This is a genomic window from Flavobacterium sp. KACC 22758 (assembly GCF_028736135.1).
GTDB classification, from domain to species: Bacteria; Bacteroidota; Bacteroidia; order Flavobacteriales; family Flavobacteriaceae; genus Flavobacterium; species Flavobacterium johnsoniae.
In genome coordinates this window covers 4,559,401-4,577,213 of sequence record NZ_CP117878.1, presented here as the reverse complement: position 1 = coordinate 4,577,213, position 17,813 = coordinate 4,559,401, and the positions used below count along the sequence as shown (strand labels likewise).

The 17,813-nt window shown below is 35.6% G+C and carries 11 protein-coding genes, 2 tRNA genes and 2 rRNA genes; 4 read left to right on the top strand and 11 right to left on the bottom strand.

Annotated elements, in window-relative coordinates; genetic code table 11:
- Position 1 precedes the first annotated feature (1 nt).
- The 11 genes from PQ462_RS19190 to thrS form a co-directional block, all read right to left on the bottom strand.
- Positions 2-811 (bottom strand): endonuclease/exonuclease/phosphatase family protein, encoded by an 810-nt coding sequence (locus PQ462_RS19190; protein WP_274251208.1) that lies wholly within the window; start codon positions 809-811, stop codon positions 2-4.
- A gap of 363 nt (positions 812-1,174) precedes the next feature.
- Positions 1,175-1,843 carry a response regulator gene (locus tag PQ462_RS19185; protein WP_274251207.1) on the bottom strand — a complete coding sequence of 223 codons (669 nt, stop codon included), beginning with the start codon at positions 1,841-1,843 and terminating at the stop codon, positions 1,175-1,177.
- Between the two features lie 10 nt (positions 1,844-1,853).
- Entirely contained in the window at positions 1,854-3,632 is a 1,779-nt protein-coding gene (locus PQ462_RS19180) for an ATP-binding protein (protein ID WP_274251206.1), read from the bottom strand.
- 1 nt (position 3,633) lies between these two features.
- Positions 3,634-5,403, bottom strand: a complete 1,770-nt coding sequence (locus PQ462_RS19175) for a tetratricopeptide repeat-containing sensor histidine kinase (protein WP_274251205.1) — start codon at positions 5,401-5,403, stop codon at positions 3,634-3,636.
- Positions 5,404-7,122, bottom strand: coding sequence for a tetratricopeptide repeat-containing sensor histidine kinase (locus PQ462_RS19170; protein ID WP_274251204.1), 1,719 nt, complete (start codon positions 7,120-7,122; stop codon positions 5,404-5,406).
- Between the two features lie 172 nt (positions 7,123-7,294).
- The gene (locus PQ462_RS19165; protein WP_274251203.1) at positions 7,295-7,729 is read right to left on the bottom strand and encodes a carboxymuconolactone decarboxylase family protein; all 435 of its coding nucleotides are present in this window, start codon (positions 7,727-7,729) and stop codon (positions 7,295-7,297) included.
- 79 nt (positions 7,730-7,808) lie between these two features.
- A complete protein-coding gene (locus PQ462_RS19160; RefSeq protein ID WP_274251202.1) occupies positions 7,809-8,381 on the bottom strand; it encodes a Crp/Fnr family transcriptional regulator in 573 nt (190 codons plus the stop codon).
- A gap of 122 nt (positions 8,382-8,503) precedes the next feature.
- Positions 8,504-8,848, bottom strand: coding sequence for a 50S ribosomal protein L20 (gene rplT / locus PQ462_RS19155; protein WP_008464948.1), 345 nt, complete (start codon positions 8,846-8,848; stop codon positions 8,504-8,506).
- A 185-nt stretch (positions 8,849-9,033) separates the two neighbouring features.
- Positions 9,034-9,231, bottom strand: a complete 198-nt coding sequence (gene rpmI, locus PQ462_RS19150) for a 50S ribosomal protein L35 (RefSeq protein WP_011921545.1) — start codon at positions 9,229-9,231, stop codon at positions 9,034-9,036.
- Between the two features lie 104 nt (positions 9,232-9,335).
- The gene (gene infC / locus PQ462_RS19145) at positions 9,336-9,890 is read right to left on the bottom strand and encodes a translation initiation factor IF-3 (RefSeq protein WP_373921656.1); all 555 of its coding nucleotides are present in this window, start codon (positions 9,888-9,890) and stop codon (positions 9,336-9,338) included.
- A 16-nt stretch (positions 9,891-9,906) separates the two neighbouring features.
- The gene (thrS, locus tag PQ462_RS19140; protein ID WP_274251200.1) at positions 9,907-11,853 is read right to left on the bottom strand and encodes a threonine--tRNA ligase; all 1,947 of its coding nucleotides are present in this window, start codon (positions 11,851-11,853) and stop codon (positions 9,907-9,909) included.
- A gap of 976 nt (positions 11,854-12,829) precedes the next feature.
- Between thrS and PQ462_RS19135 the strand changes: the two genes are divergently transcribed.
- From PQ462_RS19135 to PQ462_RS19120, 4 genes are all read left to right on the top strand, one after another.
- Positions 12,830-14,343 (top strand): 16S ribosomal RNA (locus PQ462_RS19135).
- A gap of 125 nt (positions 14,344-14,468) precedes the next feature.
- Positions 14,469-14,542, top strand: a tRNA-Ile gene (locus PQ462_RS19130).
- Between the two features lie 140 nt (positions 14,543-14,682).
- Positions 14,683-14,756 (top strand) — tRNA-Ala (locus PQ462_RS19125).
- A gap of 152 nt (positions 14,757-14,908) precedes the next feature.
- Positions 14,909-17,792, top strand: a 23S ribosomal RNA gene (locus PQ462_RS19120).
- Together the 16S and 23S rRNA genes with 2 tRNA genes alongside form the textbook arrangement of a ribosomal RNA operon.
- The last annotated feature ends 21 nt before the right edge of the window (positions 17,793-17,813 follow it).

The following is a 17,813-nucleotide window of genomic DNA, read 5'->3' as shown; positions in this document are numbered from 1 at the left end:
TTTAATTTAAAAAGAACTCAAACCAAATAGGAATGTGATCTGATATTTTTCTGGCTTCCTGAAGTGAATCGTAATTATTATAAAATAAAACAACTCCTGACTTAACAGGTTTTAACGTATTTGATTTGTAAAAAATATTATCAAATTCAGAGGCAAGACAAATTTCTGCTTTACATTTTTGTTTTAAAGTTGTTTTTTGTTTTTGAAATACAGAAATATACCCCATTTTTTTTAATGGATTAAAAACGGTATGTGATTCGGGGCAATTAAAATCGCCTGTAAAAACCAGATTTAGATCTGGATATTCTTGCGGAAGAAATTTGAAGTATTTAATTTCAGTTTCAGGCTGTTTACTTTTTGTTATAGCATGAAAATTAACAAGCGTAACCAGTTTTTTGTTTACTTCGAAGGTTGCAAAATAAGGTTCCCGGTCTATTTCTAAGTGATATTTTTTTTCCAGCCAGGGTTTGCCTTTCAATTTTACTTTACTTGTTTTCCAAATAAAAGCATAGCGCTCTTTTTTGTAACTGTTTCCACTTGTGGGATCACTTATTGTATAATCCCATTTTGAACCTTTTTCGTTTAATATTGAAGCAAGTTTTGCAACTGCCTGTGAGCCTCCGTATCCGGCAACAACTTCTTGGATAGCTATAATGTCGTATTCTTGTACCGTTTTTGCAATAAAACTTAAAGAGGCTTGAGACTTAGATTTTCCAAAGTTTTCTAAATTCCAGGAAATAAATTTGGTTTGAGAAAAGGCTTGGAATGAAGTAAGAAGGAATAAAAGGAAATAAAATGTACTATTTTTCATTAAATTTTAAAATCCAAATATAGCATATAGATTTCTATTTTCCTGCTTACTTACAATTAATGTTTCTTGTACCTGTTTTTTAGAGCTGTTCCAATAATTATAATTTGCAAAACCAGAAGAGCCGGGATACAAATTAGTTTCCAATCAATGTCAAGCCAGCCTGTTTTCTCAGAAACAAAAGCAAAACTTACAGAAAGAAAAAGACAAAGAAGCATAGTTTTCATAATAATTCTATTGTTGGGTGTGTTGATCTTGGTAATGGGATCAAACTTATATTTAGGTTTCATCAGTTAATAATTTATACAAACTTAAATCTATGTAAGAGAATTTCCTTACGGGAAACCGTAACACATGTGTTAAACTCTACACCAGACCAAAGTCTTTTGCAATGGCAATTAAGTGCACATTGTTATTTGCTTTAAAATATATTTTTAATTTGTTAATTCGTTTTTCTATACTGCTGGTTCCATTCGGTGTAATCGATTTTTCTTTAAACTCATTTGAAATGTTTTCTAATATGTAACCTTTTGCCAGAAGTGATAGAATAGAGATATCATAAGATTCAATTTCTATTAGTGATTTATCATTGAAACTAAAATTTAAATCAGATGAAAGTATTCTTTCTTCGTTTTTAAAAGTTTTTTCAAGAGCAGACCTTAGTTCCTGAATACTATTTCTTCCTTTAGATACATATGCATTTATTCCTAACTCATCAAAAAGAGTTTTAATGCGATACGATTTATCTTCAATTGAAAACACAATTTTTTTTAATTCAGGCTGCACTTTATTAATTGCTTCAATTAATTCATCACCGCTTTCAATATTTGCTTTCCTATGATCAGTCTTAAAAGATAAATCAGTAATAAGTAAATCGTATGGTACTTTTTCGTTTAATGCTTTTTTTACTTTTAATAAACCTTCGTCACAATATTTAACATGGTCAATAACAGGAATATTAAGGTCTTCGAGAACTTGAACAACTGCAATACTAATACTATCTAAATCTTCTGCAACTAAAACTTTCTTAAACATATTACTTGTTTTATAATGGGAATGTGAAACTTATTTTGAAACCATTTTCTGTATAATTGCCAAAATTAAGAGTTCCATTCGTGGTTTTAATACGGTTTTCCACATTTTCAAGATCTTTTTTTAAAGTTATTCTTTCATTTTGCGTTTTAGAACTGTTGTCGCTGTAGGTAATTACGATATTTTTATTGACTATTTTAAATGATAATACGATCAAAGTCAAGTCGTTGTATTTTTTCATATTGTAAAACAACTCTTGTAATACTCTGTAAATAATGATCTTTTTGATTTTATTAATTTTATCCCAGTTTATAGTATCAAGACCATTTACTAATAAATTCAAATTTTGAGTTTTAAAACCTGATATCATTTCCTTCAAACCTAAATCGTACTTTTCATTTGTTACAATAGGACTATTTTCTCTGGAAATGTTTCTGGTTTGAGAATATATTTCATCTAATTTTATTAAAAACTGATTTTTATTTTCATAGTTTTCTAAATCTTTATTTTGTGCAAAAATCAATGCATGATGTACCTTATTTGTCAATTCATTACGCAGTTTCTTAGAAATTCTCATTTCACTTTCAAAAACAGCTTCTTTTTTTTCTTTTTCTCCTTTTATAAATAAGTAGAGTGGTAAAAGTAAAAGAACAGCTATCGTGAAAGTAATAACGATATAGGATATAATATTTCTATTTTTATGCTTTTGTAATAACAGTTCATTCTCAGCTTTTTCGGCTTTGAGTTTTAGATTTTCTTCTTTATCAGTTTTAGATTCGTATTTAATTATTGAAAATTGATTTTTTGCTTGCTTTCTGGTAGATAATATACTGTCAATTATTTTTAAGTATGCTTTAGAATATTTTTTAAGTTCTTTTCCTTCAGATTTTCTAATTAAATCTCCTAAGGTATTTGCTTTAAATGATGCAGACTTTGCCCTGCAGGCAGACTGATATTGTTTTTCGGTATATATTTTAGATAATTTAGGATTGGTTTTGGCATAAACCATAGCCATACTGGAATAGGTGCTCATTAATTCATAATCTGACTTTAATCTTTCCTGTATCTTCAGACTTTTTTTATAATATTCTAATGCTTTTGGATTTCCGAGCTTGAAATAACAAAATCCCAGGTTGTTTAATAATAAGGAATAATTAATATCGGTTTTTGTAGAATCAGTTTCGTGTTTAATTTTTATTCTGGCTAATGGCTCCAATGCATCTATTATCTCTTTATATCTATTTTGTCTTAAGTAAACTAAGGCAATGTCATTTATGATTACTGATTTTTTGTATGCTGTTGCTGCAAGTCTTAATGCTTTTCTGTGGTATAACAGAGCATTACTATTGTCATATGTAAAGAAATAGTTGTAAGCTAAGAGCGTATAAGTATTATAAGTGTATTTAGGTTTGCTTGTTTTTTTTAAATATGGAAAAACTTTTAATAAAGCTTCTTCGCATGCCGTATAGTTGTTTGTGTTCTGATGTAAATTTGCTATAGATAATTGAGAATAGACATAATCATCTGCATAATCATCAATAGGATCACAAAGTGCAATTGCTTTTTTATAAAAGAAATATGCGCTGTCGTAATTAATTTGGTCAAATAAGCGATCAGCTTCAGTTATATTTTTATCGATTTCAACAGAATTGTTTTTTTTAATCTGTTGAATAATTATTACCTGGTTTCTATGCAGCTGATAAAGTAATACTACCCCAATTAAAAGTATAATCAGGAAAAACATAAGATACTTTAGAAAAGTTTTATTTTTTATAAATTCAAGTATCTTCATATTAAAAAGGAATTTTAATTGATATTTTAAATCCGTTGTCGGGATTTGATTCAAATTGAATTTCACCTTTTACATTTAAAATACGATTCTCTATTATTTGAAGACCACTTTTAGATACTTGGTTGATGTTAACACCTTTACCATTATCTGTATAATTTATAAGAATATTTTTTTTGTTGTCTTTAAAATTAACTCCGGCAAGCGTTGCGTTGCTGTGTTTTTTCATGTTTACAAGTAGTTCCTGAATGACTCTGTAAATAATTATTTTTTTATTTTTATCAATTTTAATCCAGTTAATATCAGCAAGGCCATTTGTAAAAACATTTGTATCTGTTGTTTTAAAAGCAGCTATCATATTTTTCAATATCAAACTGTATCTTTTATCAGTTATAATATCGCTGTTTTCCTTTGAGATATTTCTGGTTTGAGAATAGATTTTTTCGAGACTTTCTAATAATTGATTTTTATTATCAGCAGCTTCTAAATCATTATTTTTTGCATACGTTAAAACATTCTGAACTTCATTTAAAAGTTCATTGCGTAATTTGTTAGAAATCCGGGTTTCACTTTCTTGTATGGCATTGTTTTTTTGTTTCCTCCCTTTTATTGATAAGTAAAAACTAAGTACGATGGACAATATTAAAATAAAAATTATTATTACCCCCGAAATTATATTGCTGGTTTTATGCTGTTGAAGTTTAAGTTCGTTTTCTGCTTTTTCTGCTTTAAGGTGTAAATTCTCGTCTTTATTTATTTTTGAGTAATATTTGATGTTTGTAAATTGATTTCTAGCCGATTTTCTAGAATTAATTACACTGTCAGTTAGTTTTATATAATCTATAGTATATTTTTTTAACTCTGATCCTTTACTAAGTTTTATTAAATAAGCAAGTAATTCCATTTTGGCACTGTTGGCATTTACATCCCTTGCTGTTTCATAGGATTTTTTTGCGTACTGTAAAGCAAGCTCTGGATTATTTTCCAAGTAATAATCAGAAAGAGATTTATAATTATTAAGCAATATGAACTTATTACTTCCCTGTAAATTGGTTGCCAGACTTTTAAGATAAAGATCTAATGCTTTAGGTTTTTTTAAATTAAAATAACAGACTCCAAGACTGTTCTGCATGGAAGCATAAAAATAATCACTTAGCAGAGGTTCTCTTTTATAAACTATTTTTCTTGCAGTCAGCATTTCTAGTATTTCAGCGGCAATATCGTAACGGTTTTGTCCCATATATACATGAGCTATATCGTTTAAAACAATTGCTTTTTTATAGGGTGTGCCAGGTAATTTTAATGCTTTTGTATGGTAAAAAAGGGAATTCTCAAAATCATAAGTATTATAATAATTTATTCCCATATTACTGTAAACATTTCGGGCATAAATAGGCTCTTTAATTTTACTTAAATAAGGAAGGGTTTTTGTCAATAATTCTTCACTTTCAATAAAATTACCAATAAGCGTTTGTATTTCAGCCATCGAAGACAGTGTATAAACATACTTTGTATAATCAATATCTGGATCATACAGTGGCAAAACCTTATTATAAAAATAATAAGAGCTGTCTAATTTTTCTTCATCATAATATTTATCAGCTTTCTCTATAAGTCTATCAAGTTCTATTGCTTGATATTTCTTTTTCCTTTTTTTCTCAACTGTCTTCTCATTGGGATTTATAAAAAAAACCGCTCCAATAAATGAGATAAGGATTAAGCCTATATACAAAGACTTCATGGAATGATTAATAAAAAAACTTTTGTTACTCATTTATCGAGAAAACTTAAAAGTTAATTTAAATCCTTTACCTGCTGCCGAATCTATTTGCATTTCTCCTTTAAAATGGAGAATTTGATTTTCGATATTATGTAAGCCGTTTTTAAAAATAATATCTTGATTGTCTACACCCTTTCCATTATCATAATAATGAATTATAATATCCTTTTTGGCTGTTTTAAAATTGATTCCCACTACAGATGCATTACTGTGTTTCTTCATGTTTACAAGTAATTCTTGTAGTATTCTATAAATCGTCTTCTTTTTATTTTGATCAATATCTTCCCAGAAAATAGAATCTAAGCCATTTATGATAATATTAATAAAAGGCGTGTTAAAACTTGAAATCATTTTCTTTAGATGAGAAACATAGTTTTCATCTGTTATTTTATAATTATTCTCTTTAGAAATGTCTTTTGTTCTGGAGTAAATAGCATCAAGACTGTTTAATAACTGCTGTTTATTTTCTGCAAGCGAAAGATTTTTATGCTCAGCAAAAGCCATCGTATGATAGATATCATTTGCTAATTCATCATGTAATTTCTTTGCGATTTTTGTTTCAATCTTATAACTGGCCTCTATTTTATCTTTGTTTGCTTTAGAAGTTAAAAAGAAATACAATACTAAAATCAAACTTAGGCTTAGCAGAATAATAAGATATAGAATGATATTTCTTATTTTTTGTTTTTCTAATTGCAGTTCATTTTCTGCTTTATTGGTTTTAAGTATCAGATTTTCTTCTTTTTCTTTCTTAGAGTTATACTTGATTTTAGCAAATAAGTTTTTCGCTTTTTGGCGCACTTCATATATGCTGTCCACTAAATCTATATATTTAATTGAATGCTGTTTGAGTTCTGTATTCTGACTGTTGTTCATTATGAGTTTAAGTGCAGAAAGCCTCCCATCAACATTCTTAGCCAAAATATATTTCTCATAACTTGTTTTCATATATTTTTTTGCCAAAAGAGGATTTTTGTTTTTATAAAAAAGAGCTAAGTTGTAATTGCTTTTGGCAATTTCAAGAGGATCTTTTAGCTGTGCTCGTATTTGTAATGCATCATTTAAAAAAGCATATGCTGCAGAATTGCCTGATAAGTAATAACAATATCCAATTCTGTCGAGTATCTCGGCATGAGTTTTTTGGTTATCTTTTACTTCCTTTTTATCTATAAGTAATAATAAAATCTGTATTGCTTCTTGATGTTTGTTTTCGGCTATAAAAACTTCGGCTATATTTTTTTGTGATTCAATATTTGTAAACTCATCAATATTTAGTTCTAAAGCTTTTTTGAAATATTTCTCAGCTTTTCTGAATTGATATGTGTTTAAGTAATTAACCCCTAAAACTGAATAAGTATCCCAAATATGTTTAGAATTAGTTATGAGTGTTAAAAAAGGCAGAGCTTCTTTTAGTGTAATTTTACTGCCAACAAAATCATTTTGATTCTGCTGTATAACGGCCATAGAATTTAGGGTGACAACATATGTGTCAGGATATGTTAACGGATCGCAGATTGATTTTGCTTCATTATAATAATAGAAGGCACTATCAGTTTTTTTCTTATCAATAAAAAACTCTGCTTTTTTTACAAAGGCGGCAATTTTTGGCTTTTCATTGTTAGAAGCATCAAATTTAGGTTCCTTTTTTTGGCATGAAAAAAGAACTAAAATAATAGCTTGAAAGCAGTAAAAATGGACATTTCTTAACATCATGTGCCAAAAATAAAAAATCTGAATTCCTGTGAAAGAGTATAAATACCTGTTTTTGCAAAATCGTTAATTTTCTAATTTTACTAATGTTCATTTACAGCTATATACAAACAACCCCTCACAGAGGAGGGTTGTTAAAGTTTTCTAATGTTGTAAATTTATACTTATAAAGCAATTATACGGCTCTCAAACCTGTTGTAATAGCTAATCTGTTCCAAGAGTTAATTGTAATGATTGCCAGAATAATTTCGGCAAGATATTTTTCATCAAATAAACGAGCTGCATCTTGATAAACTTCATCAGAAACATGATTGCTGATTAAAGTTACTTGTTCTGTTAAAGCTAAGATTGCTTTCTCTTCTTCCGTATAAACATCAGCTTCACGCCAGGCACTTGTTAAGTATATTCTCTGTTCAGAAATTCCATATTTTCTTGCATCAGCAGTGTGCATATTTATGCAATAAGCACAGCCATTTATTTGAGAAGCACGTATTTTAATTAATTCCTTGTGTACAGGAGTTAATGAAGTAGATGAGATATATTTTTCCAGGTTTAATAAAGCATTATAAGCTTCTGGAGCAACGTTTGGGATAAGGATTCTTGATTTCATTTTTATATGTTTTAAAAGTTCATTACAAAGGTCAATAATGTATGCTTTCAAAAACTTGAACTACTTCAAGAAATTCAAATCAGACTTTACCGGCTCTTATTTTACTCATAAATTCAGCAGAAAAATCTAAATAGGAGGCAAGCATATATTGTGGAACACGCTGTACAAATTCAGGAAAATGATCATTAAAATGATGATACCTTTCTTCGGCTGACATTGTAAATAAGTACTTAATTCGCATTTGCATAGCGCCAAAACTTTTTTGAGTAACGATTCTGAAATACCTCTCCAGATTCGGAATTTCAATTAAGAGTGTTTCAAAAACAGTTTTATCAATAGCTATCACTTCCGAATTTTCAACGGCCTGCAGGTAAAAACTGGATGATATGTGGTTATGATAACTCAAATAATCAGTAATCCACCAGTTTTCAATTGCAAACTGCAGTGTCTGCTCGCTTCCTTTAGAATTTATGATGTACTGGCGCATACAGCCCTTTAACATAAAATATAAGGTATTGCAAACTTGTCCTTCCTGTAATAAGTGCTCTTTCTTTTTGACTTTAGTGGCACCCAGACATGATTCTAAAATATCAATTTCTGAAGGTTCTAGTGTTATAAATTTCTGTATATGATCAAAAAGAGGAGTGAGCATTTAATAATTGTTTTTAAGAAGTTTAAAGGTAAAACAGATTATTATAAAAACAAAAAACCATTCGAATTAACGAATGGTTTCTTTATGATAAGTAAGTAATCTAAATTGAGTTTATAAAACGTTTATTTTACTTTATTAAGTATTGCTTTGAAAGCTTCTGGGTGGTTCATAGCTAAATCTGCAAGAACTTTACGGTTCAATTCGATTCCGTTAGCTTTAACTTTCCCCATGAATTGAGAATAAGACATTCCTTCTAATCTAGCTCCAGCGTTAATACGTTGAATCCATAATGAACGGAAGTTTCTTTTATTCTGTTTTCTGTCACGGTAAGCGTAGCTCATTGCTTTCTCTACCGCGTTCTTAGCAACTGTCCAAACGTTTTTACGTCTTCCAAAGAAACCTTTGGCTTGCTTCATTATTTTTTTTCTTCTTGCTCTTTTAGCAACTGAATTTACCGATCTTGGCATAATTTTAATGTGTTTTTGTAGCAGGCGTCCTGAATTGAATCAAAGGAACTTGAAAGCCATACTCCAAGGTTATATAAATAATTTTTTAACCTAAAGAAAATCTTCAGCCTAATGTCTTAAAGTCAAATGTCTAAAGTCAGATACTGACTTTTAAACTTTATGACTTTCTAACTTTTGACTTATAATTAGATAATTCTTAATTGTTGTTTGATGCTTTTCTCATCAGTTTTGTGAACTAGCGCTGAGTGTGTCAAAGCTAATTTACGTTTTTTAGATTTTTTAGTCAAGATGTGACTTTTAAAAGCATGCTTTCTTTTAATCTTTCCAGAGCCAGTAACTTTAAAACGTTTCTTAGCGCTAGATTTAGTTTTCATTTTAGGCATTTTTCCTAGTGTTTTAATTTATTCTTACTTACTTATTTTTTTAGTTGTCAGTCTCGGTTTTCAGTTTACAGTGCGAAAACTGAAAACTGTGACTGCAAACTGTTTTATTTTTTCTTCTTCGGAGCAATGAACATAATCATTCTCTTTCCTTCTAGAACCGGCATAGCTTCAACTTTACCATATTCTTCTAAATCAGTAGCAAGACGTAATAATAAAATTTGTCCTTGATCTTTATAGATGATAGAACGACCTTTAAAGAAAACGAATGCTTTTAATTTAGCTCCTTCTTTTAGGAACTTCTCAGCATTTTTTCTTTTAAATTCATAATCATGTTCATCTGTTTGAGGACCAAAACGAATTTCTTTTACTACAACTTGAGATGATTTAGCTTTTAATGCCTTATCACGCTTCTTTTGTTCGTAAACAAATTTCTTGTAATCCATGATTTTACAAACCGGCGGTTCAGCGTTTGGCGAAATTTCAACTAAATCCAATTCAAATTGGTCAGCTAAACGTAACGCGTCAGCGATTTTAAAAACCCCAGGTTCAATGTTTTCACCTACAAGACGTACTTCAGGAACACGAATAAGATTGTTTATTCTGTGCGCATCTTTTTTTTCTACTCGAGGTTGAAAACCTCTGTTACTTTTTATTGCTATGACTTTCTAATTTAAGTTAAACTGTAAATACTTTTAATGTCTTTTTTATTTCTTCGTCTACAATCGAAGCAAATTCTTCGATAGAAACTGTGATATTACCTTTCCCTTCTTGTCCGTGACGACGAATAGAAATCGTTCCGTTTTTCTCTTCTTCCTCACCAACGATAAGCATAAATGGAATTTTCTGCATCTCTGCATCTCTAATTTTCTTACCGATAGTTTCATTTCGGTTGTCAATTAGGGCGCGAATTTCGTGATTTTCTAGCAAATCTAAAACTTTTTTAGCATAATTTTCGTATTTCTCGCTCAAAGACAAGATAATAGCTTGTTCAGGCATTAGCCAAAGTGGGAAATTTCCTGCCGTATGCTCTAGCAAAATTGCTATAAAACGTTCCATAGATCCAAAAGGAGCTCTGTGAATCATAACAGGGCGATGTAATTCATTATCAGCGCCTTTGTAAGTCAAATCAAAACGCTCAGGTAAGTTGTAATCTACCTGAATTGTTCCTAATTGCCATTGTCTTCCCAATGCATCTTTTACCATGAAATCTAGTTTCGGACCATAAAATGCAGCTTCACCATATTCTACAACAGTATTAAGGCCTTTGTCTTTTGCGGCATTGATGATAGCATTTTCTGCCTTTTCCCAGTTCTCATCAGTACCAATATATTTTTCTCTATCTTCTTGATCTCTTAATGAAATCTGAGCAGTAAAGTTTTCAAAACCTAATGAACCAAATACATACAATACAAGGTCGATTACTTTTTTGAACTCTTCATCTAATTGCTCTGGAGTACAGAAAATATGCGCATCATCTTGAGTAAACCCTCTAACGCGAGTTAAACCATGTAATTCTCCAGATTGCTCATATCTATATACAGTACCAAATTCAGCGTAGCGTTTAGGTAAATCTTTATAAGACCAAGGTCTTACATTGTAAATCTCACAGTGGTGAGGACAGTTCATTGGTTTCAATAAAAACTCTTCTCCTTCAGCTGGTGTGTGAATCGGTTGAAAACTATCAGCTCCATATTTAGCGTAGTGACCAGAAGTAACATAAAGTTCCTTTTGACCAATATGCGGACTAACTACTTGCTCGTATCCAGCTTTCTTTTGTGCTTTCTTTAAAAATTGCTCCAAACGTTCTCTTAAAGCAGCACCTTTAGGCAGCCATAATGGTAAACCTTGTCCCACTTTTTGAGAGAAAGCAAATAATTCAAGCTCTTTTCCAAGTTTACGGTGATCACGACGTTTTGCTTCCTCAAGAAGTTCAAGATATTCAGTCAGATCTTTCTGTTTAGGGAAAGAAGTTCCGTAAACACGAGTCAATTGTTTGTTTTTCTCATCACCTCTCCAGTAAGCACCAGCAACACTCATGATTTTTACAGCCTTAATGATTCCAGTGTTTGGAATATGTCCACCGCGGCATAAATCAGTAAAAGTCGAGTGGTCGCAGAATGTAATAGTTCCGTCTTCAAGATTTGAAATCAATTCAGTCTTGTAAACATTGTCTTTGTACATTTCCAGCGCTTCCGCTTTAGTTACAGGGCGCATTTTAAAATCAAACTTCCCTCTTGCAATTTCAAGAATACGGTCTTCAATTTTTTTGAAATCACCTTCAGAAATTTTCTGATCTTCAAAATCTACATCATAATAGAAACCATTAGCAATTGCAGGCCCAAGAGTTAATTTAATTCCAGGGTACAATTCCTCAAGAGCTTGCGCCATTACGTGCGAAGTCGAATGCCAGAAAGCTTTTTTACCTTCAGCATCATTCCAAGTATATAAAATAAGATTACCGTCGGTCGTCAATGGAGTTTCGGTTTCAATAGTTGTACCATTAAAAGATGCAGAAATAACATTTCTTGCAAAACCTTCGCTAATGTTTTTAGCGACCTCCATTGGAGTTACGCCTTGAGCGAACTCTCTAATTGACCCATCGGGTAAAGTAATCTTGATCATTGTTTATAATTTTGTGAATGCAAATATACATGATTACAAAAATACATACAATATATATGTACAAGTTTACTCTATTATATATAAGTATAGTTTTTGCTCTACTATATATAAGGGTAATTCTAGTTTTAGCTTTATAGTTTTTGAAAACCTGTCGGGTTTGTTTTTTTGTGTATACATATATAAGTATGGTATTATGATTTTTAGGAGCTAAATCCCGCTATCCGCTTCAATCTTTTTGTGGCGAACCCCGCCACAAAAAGGATTTCCGCTTCTATCGGGGCTAGGGCATCGGTTTCCGAAAGAAGCTTTTAGATGGAAAGGCGCCATTAAAAGGATCAAGAATCATATAAAAAGAGATGGAAAAGCTGAAAACTCCGTAAAATCGGCAAACCCGAACCCGTGTAAAATACGAAATCCACAGTTAAACCAAGAAAAACCTCACAGCTATTCAAAAAAGTTTAAGATGTAAAGAGGCTGTTATGAGTTAGTTAAGAAAAAGTTTCAAAAAAGATTGAAATTATATAAGGAAAAGGCTTGTAAATGTAAATAAAGGTGGTACTTTTGCACCCGCAACAGCGAAAAACGTTCACAGAAATACTGACAGGCAATACGAATTAAAAGAGAAGAAATTTTCAAAAAAAAGATTCGAAAAAGCTTGTGGGATTTGAAAATGCTTTTTACATTTGCACCCCGCAAAACACGGAAAGTTCATTGAGAGACTGGCAGGAAAAGATGAAAAACAGAGACGAAAAAAAAAGTTTCAAATTTTTTAAATTTTTCTTGCGAGAAACAAAAAGAAGTTTTAGTTTTGCACCCGCTTTGAGAGATAAGCGAAAGACAAAGAAATTACGTTCGTAGACATATTGAATTGACAGCCGTTTTAACAGAGATGTTAGAACAAAAGAAATAAGAGTAATAGAATCGAAAGATTCGAAATGAACCGATAGATATTTGTCGAGATATAATATTAAAATATACGATGAAGAGTTTGATCCTGGCTCAGGATGAACGCTAGCGGCAGGCTTAACACATGCAAGTCGAGGGGTATAGCACTTCGGTGCTAGAGACCGGCGCACGGGTGCGTAACGCGTATGCAATCTGCCTTTCACAGAGGGATAGCCCAGAGAAATTTGGATTAATACCTCATAGTATTATGGAGTGGCATCACTTTATAATTAAAGTCACAACGGTGAAAGATGAGCATGCGTCCCATTAGCTGGTTGGTAAGGTAACGGCTTACCAAGGCTACGATGGGTAGGGGTCCTGAGAGGGAGATCCCCCACACTGGTACTGAGACACGGACCAGACTCCTACGGGAGGCAGCAGTGAGGAATATTGGTCAATGGACGCAAGTCTGAACCAGCCATGCCGCGTGCAGGATGACGGTCCTATGGATTGTAAACTGCTTTTGTACGAGAAGAAACATCCCGACGTGTCGGGACTTGACGGTATCGTAAGAATAAGGATCGGCTAACTCCGTGCCAGCAGCCGCGGTAATACGGAGGATCCAAGCGTTATCCGGAATCATTGGGTTTAAAGGGTCCGTAGGCGGTTTAGTAAGTCAGTGGTGAAAGCCCATCGCTCAACGGTGGAACGGCCATTGATACTGCTGAACTTGAATTACTGGGAAGTAACTAGAATATGTAGTGTAGCGGTGAAATGCTTAGATATTACATGGAATACCAATTGCGAAGGCAGGTTACTACCAGTTTATTGACGCTGATGGACGAAAGCGTGGGGAGCGAACAGGATTAGATACCCTGGTAGTCCACGCCGTAAACGATGGATACTAGCTGTTGGGCGCAAGTTCAGTGGCTAAGCGAAAGTGATAAGTATCCCACCTGGGGAGTACGAACGCAAGTTTGAAACTCAAAGGAATTGACGGGGGCCCGCACAAGCGGTGGAGCATGTGGTTTAATTCGATGATACGCGAGGAACCTTACCAAGGCTTAAATGCAGACTGACCGATTTGGAAACAGATCTTTCGCAAGACAGTTTACAAGGTGCTGCATGGTTGTCGTCAGCTCGTGCCGTGAGGTGTCAGGTTAAGTCCTATAACGAGCGCAACCCCTGTTGTTAGTTGCCAGCGAGTAGTGTCGGGAACTCTAACAAGACTGCCAGTGCAAACTGTGAGGAAGGTGGGGATGACGTCAAATCATCACGGCCCTTACGCCTTGGGCTACACACGTGCTACAATGGCCGGTACAGAGAGCAGCCACTGGGTGACCAGGAGCGAATCTATAAAGCCGGTCACAGTTCGGATCGGAGTCTGCAACTCGACTCCGTGAAGCTGGAATCGCTAGTAATCGGATATCAGCCATGATCCGGTGAATACGTTCCCGGGCCTTGTACACACCGCCCGTCAAGCCATGGAAGCTGGGGGTGCCTGAAGTCGGTGACCGCAAGGAGCTGCCTAGGGTAAAACTGGTAACTAGGGCTAAGTCGTAACAAGGTAGCCGTACCGGAAGGTGCGGCTGGAACACCTCCTTTCTAGAGCCTGGGTGTTAGCAGTAATGCACGCTTGGGAAAAAAGATGAAATTTAAAGGTTTTGAATTTTAGATTGTATTACTCTTGCTGTTAATTTAAAAAAAATGATAAAAATTAAGTAAAACAGAGTCTCGTAGCTCAGCTGGTTAGAGTACTACACTGATAATGTAGGGGTCGGCAGTTCGAGTCTGCCCGGGACTACTTTTTAAGAATTGACAATTAATAATTGTTAATTGCTAATTAAAAAGACTGAAAAGCTTAAAAAGAAGGAAATTCTAGAGTTGAAAGATTACGGATTACAAATAATTCCTAATTCATAATTCACAATTCATAATTAGATTGGGGGATTAGCTCAGCTGGCTAGAGCGCCTGCCTTGCACGCAGGAGGTCAACGGTTCGACTCCGTTATTCTCCACAAAATAATTGGCAATTATCAATTGATAATTATTAATTGTTAAAGTTCATTGACATATTGAGATAAGAAAATAATAAGAAAGTAGAAAGCGTTTTTGTTATAACTAACAAAAACAAAAAAAAACGGTCTTGTTTTAAGTAACAAGATTGGTACAATAAGCAAAATAAGGGCGTATGGGGAATGCCTAGGCTCTCAGAGGCGATGAAGGACGTGATAAGCTGCGAAAAGCTGCGGGGACTGGCACACACAGATTGATCCGCAGGTATCCGAATGGGGCAACCCGCTATATTGAAGATATAGCACACCGATAGGTGGGCAAACCCGCTGAACTGAAACATCTAAGTAGGCGGAGGAGAAGAAAACAAAAGTGATTCCGTAAGTAGTGGCGAGCGAACGCGGATTAGCCCAAACCAGTGCTGTTACGGCAGTGCTGGGGTTGTAGGACCACGACATTTTATGCATGCAGAACCGGAAGTTACTGGAAAGTGACGCCATAGAGGGTGATAGCCCCGTATGGGTAATAAATGTAATAGATAGTGGTATCCTGAGTAGGGCGGGGCACGTGAAACCCTGTCTGAATTCGGCGGGACCATCCGCTAAGGCTAAATACTCCTGAGAGACCGATAGTGAACCAGTACCGTGAGGGAAAGGTGAAAAGAACCGTGAATAACGGAGTGAAATAGATCCTGAAACCATACGCTTACAAGCGGTCGGAGCCCTTTCGTGGGGTGACGGCGTGCCTTTTGCATAATGAGCCTACGAGTTAACGCTGCTGGCAAGGATAAGTACTTCAGGTATGGATCCGCAGCGAAAGCGAGTCTGAATAGGGCGCTTTAGTCAGTAGTGTTAGACGCGAAACCGTGTGATCTACCCATGGGCAGGTTGAAGCTGTGGTAACACACAGTGGAGGACCGAACCGGTTGACGTTGAAAAGTCTTCGGATGACCTGTGGGTAGGGGTGAAAGGCCAATCAAACTCGGAAATAGCTCGTACTCCCCGAAATGCATTTAGGTGCAGCGTTGGTTATAAAGTTATACAGAGGTAGAGCTACTGATTGGATGCGGGGGCTTCACCGCCTACCAATTCCTGACAAACTCCGAATGCTGTATAATGTTCACTAACAGTGAGGGCTTGGGTGCTAAGGTCCAAGTCCGAGAGGGAAAGAACCCAGACCATCAGCTAAGGTCCCCAAATATATGCTAAGTTGAAAGAACGAGGTTTGTCTGCCCAGACAGCTAGGATGTTGGCTTGGAAGCAGCCATTCATTTAAAGAGTGCGTAACAGCTCACTAGTCGAGCGGACGAGCATGGATAATAATCGGGCATAAGCATATTACCGAAGCTATGGATTTGCAAGTAATTGCAAGTGGTAGGGGAGCATTCTAACAGGGTTGAAGGTTTTTCGTAAGGAGGGCTGGACTGGTTAGAAAAGAAAATGTAGGCATAAGTAACGATAATGCGGGCGAGAAACCCGCACACCGAAAAACTAAGGTTTCCACAGCTATGCTAATCAGCTGTGGGTTAGTCTGGTCCTAAGGCGAACCCGAAAGGGACAGTCGATGGCCAACGGGTTAATATTCCCGTACTACTAATTACTGTGATGGGGTGACGGAGTGATGAAAGCGCCGCGAACTGACGGAATAGTTCGTTGAAGTACCTAGCTATAGGTCCTGTAGTAAAATGCGCAGGAACTGGTGAAATACGATAGTACTCGGAGTCTTCGGACAAAGAGATAGTGCGCCTAAGGGCTTCCAAGAAAAACCTCTAAACTTCAGGTAATTAGTACCAGTACCGTAAACCGACACAGGTAGTTGAGGAGAGAATCCTAAGGTGCTCGAGAGATTCATGGCTAAGGAATTAGGCAAAATAGACCTGTAACTTCGGGAGAAAGGTCGCCCTGAGCAATCAGGGCCGCAGTGAAGAGGTCCAGGCGACTGTTTATCAAAAACACAGGGCTCTGCAAAATCGTAAGATGAAGTATAGGGCCTGACACCTGCCCGGTGCTGGAAGGTTAAGAGGAGATGTTATCTTCGGAGAAGCATTGAATTGAAGCCCCAGTAAACGGCGGCCGTAACTATAACGGTCCTAAGGTAGCGAAATTCCTTGTCGGGTAAGTTCCGACCTGCACGAATGGTGTAACGATCTGGACACTGTCTCAGCCATGAGCTCGGTGAAATTGTAGTAACGGTGAAGATGCCGTTTACCCGCAGTGGGACGAAAAGACCCTGTGCACCTTTACTATAGCTTAGTATTGACCTTGGATAAATGATGTGTAGGATAGGTTGGAGACTATGAAGCGGCGTCGCCAGGCGTTGTGGAGTCATTGTTGAAATACAACCCTTTGTTTATCTGAGGCCTAACCCCGTGCTGCGGGGGACAGTGCTTGGTGGGTAGTTTGACTGGGGTGGTCGCCTCCAAAAGAGTAACGGAGGCTTCTAAAGGTTCCCTCAGTACGCTTGGTAACCGTGCGTAGAGTGCAATGGCATAAGGGAGCTTGACTGAGAGACATACAGGTCGATCAGGTACGAAAGTAGAGCATAGTGATCCGGTGGTTCCGCATGGAAGGGCCATCGCTCAAAGGATAAAAGGTACGCCGGGGATAACAGGCTGATCTCCCCCAAGAGCTCATATCGACGGGGGGGTTTGGCACCTCGATGTCGGCTCGTCACATCCTGGGGCTGGAGAAGGTCCCAAGGGTTGGGCTGTTCGCCCATTAAAGTGGCACGCGAGCTGGGTTCAGAACGTCGTGAGACAGTTCGGTCTCTATCTACTGCGGGCGTTAGAAATTTGAGTGGATCTGATTCTAGTACGAGAGGACCGAATTGGACTAACCTCTAGTGTATCTGTTGTCCCGCCAGGGGCACCGCAGAGTAGCTACGTTGGGAAGGGATAAGCGCTGAAAGCATATAAGCGCGAAACCCACCACAAGATGAGATTTCTTTTAAGGATCGTGGAAGATGACCACGTTGATAGGCTATAGATGTAAAGGCAGTAATGTCATAGTCGAGTAGTACTAATAATCCGTAAGCTTATGTACACCCTTTTCCCGGGCCGAAAG